We start from the raw sequence: 2070 nt of genomic DNA on the forward strand, positions 1-2070 counted from the left end.
AACAAGTAAAATTGAACAAGTGATTTTTAATGTTTTTAAAGATGAAGATAAAAAAATCTATCAGTATTTATTGAAAAATATTGATAATAATGTCGTCAATACTAAAATAAACAGCATTTAAGAAAAAATGATTTTCGTTATGATATAATAAAAGTAATTAAAACTAAAGGTAAGATGAATGATGATATCTACAGTTTCTTGTTGTATACCGGTTATTTAAAGATCAAGGATAGTCAAAAAGCAGCCAGACAGATAGAAGAAAAACAGTATTCAAAAGACTTTTTAAAACTGGGTTATCTAGAAGTATTAGGTTATGGAATATCTTTTTATAAGAAACAATGTATTATTACTAAAGCATAACAAGCAGGAATTTCCTGCTTGTTGTTTTTTGAAGATATTTAGTTGATTTAATGAGATATTTTGCTAAGTTTTGTTGATTTTATTTATTTTTTGAAAAAATGTGTATATAATATAAGAATAAAATAGACGAGGGGGATATTTAACATGTTAACGACAGAAACTTTTACTTCTGTAACAGCAACCCATGTTAAATTTGATATTTACTTGCCTACGGTAATGATTCGTTATAAAGCGATTGTTCAAATTCATCATGCTATGTCTGAATATTCAGATCGTTATAAAAAATTTGCTGAATATTTGGCACATGAGGGGTATGTTGTAGTTGTCAGTGATTTTCCTGGTCATGGAACATCGTTATATAATTTTGAACAAGGTTATTTTGGAGCTGGTGATGCCACTAAAACATTAGTAGAAGATATGCATCGTTTGCGTAATATTATGGCTGCCAGATATCCAGAATTGCCATATTTCATGATTGGTAATCAATTTGGTTCGCTTGTGTTAAGGCAGTATTTAGCAAAATATGGGGATTTTGTTCAGGGAGTAGTATTAATGGGAACGTGTGGTAAGCAGCATTTCATTAGATTAAAGAAGTTAATTATCAAAGGGGATGCTTTGATAAAAGGTAATATGCATCGGTCAAATACTATTTCTAAAAATATTATTAATAAATTGCTTTCTGAAGATAAAAATGCTAATTATCAAACTGGCGATGATCGTGAGTTGAAATTGTATTTAGAAGATCCGTTTACTGGCTTTATTTATACTAATAACGCTTATCGTCAAATATTTGATATTATTAAAAATGTATCATTAAATGAAAATATAAAAAAAATACCTAATTATGTATCAATGTTGATTGTTTCGGGAATCAAAGATCCTTTTGGTAAATTTGGGATTGGACCAACATGGTTATATGAAACATTAAAGGCTCAAGGGCAAAAAGATATTACTTTAAAATTATATAAGGATAGTCATAATGATCTTTTACATGATAAACAGCGCTTAGAGATTTATCAGGATATATTAGACTGGTTAAATAATCGGACCTATGTTTAGTACCCTTATAGTTTGTTGACAAATAACCACTATAAGGGTATTTTAGATATGCATTAAAATATAAATATCGGACAAAATAGCTTTAAATTGACTTGACTATGTTCAAGTCATTCATTATTTATGTCAAAAAAAGGAGTTATATATGGCAGCTAAAGATATGGAAAAATTAGTAAATCACGCTAAAACAATGGGGTTTGTATACCAAGGTTCACAAATTTATGATGGACTTGCAAATACTTGGGATTATGGACCAGTTGGCGTGGAAATGAAAAACAATATTAAACAATTATGGTGGAAACGTTTTATTCAACAATCACCTTATAATGTGGGGTTGGATTCAGCAATTTTCATGAATCCTAAAGTATGGGAAGCTAGTGGACATGTAAGCAGCTTTTCAGATCCATTAATTGATTGTAAAGAATGTAAAACTAGACATCGTGCTGATAAATTAATTGAAAGTTATGATCCAACTGTTCATAGTGAAGGATGGACTGGTGAAGAAACTGTAAATTATATTAAAGAACATAATATTACTTGTCCAAATTGTGGAAAAAGTAATTTTACTGATGTGCGGCAGTTTAAATTAATGTTTGAAACTAAAATGGGTGTTGTTGAAGATGATAAGTCAACTGTTTATTTAAGACCAGAAAC

At 29.1% G+C, this 2070-nt stretch carries 2 protein-coding genes and 1 pseudogene; all 3 read left to right on the top strand.

Going from position 1 to position 2070, the window contains the following annotated elements; translation table 11 throughout:
- Positions 1-174 precede the first annotated feature (174 nt).
- Complete coding sequence (locus tag J7M77_RS16670) at positions 175-360, top strand: hypothetical protein (protein WP_296880611.1); 186 nt, start codon at positions 175-177, stop codon at positions 358-360.
- Positions 361-504: 144 nt separating this feature from the next.
- Positions 505-1419 carry an alpha/beta fold hydrolase gene (locus J7M77_RS16675; RefSeq protein WP_296880613.1) on the top strand — a complete coding sequence of 305 codons (915 nt, stop codon included), beginning with the start codon at positions 505-507 and terminating at the stop codon, positions 1417-1419.
- 142 nt (positions 1420-1561) lie between these two features.
- Positions 1562-2070 (top strand): annotated as a pseudogene (locus J7M77_RS16680) (glycine--tRNA ligase); the annotation flags it as partial.

It is taken from the genome of Thomasclavelia sp., assembly GCF_017889095.1.
Taxonomy (GTDB): domain Bacteria; phylum Bacillota_I; class Bacilli_A; order Erysipelotrichales; family Coprobacillaceae; genus Thomasclavelia.

Excerpts from the sequence above, each read along its gene's own strand:
- J7M77_RS16670 (WP_296880611.1), top strand. The coding sequence starts at position 175 with ATGAATGATGATATCTACAGTTTCTTGTTGTATACCGGTTATTTAAAG.
- J7M77_RS16675 (WP_296880613.1), top strand. The coding sequence starts at position 505 with ATGTTAACGACAGAAACTTTTACTTCTGTAACAGCAACCCATGTTAAA.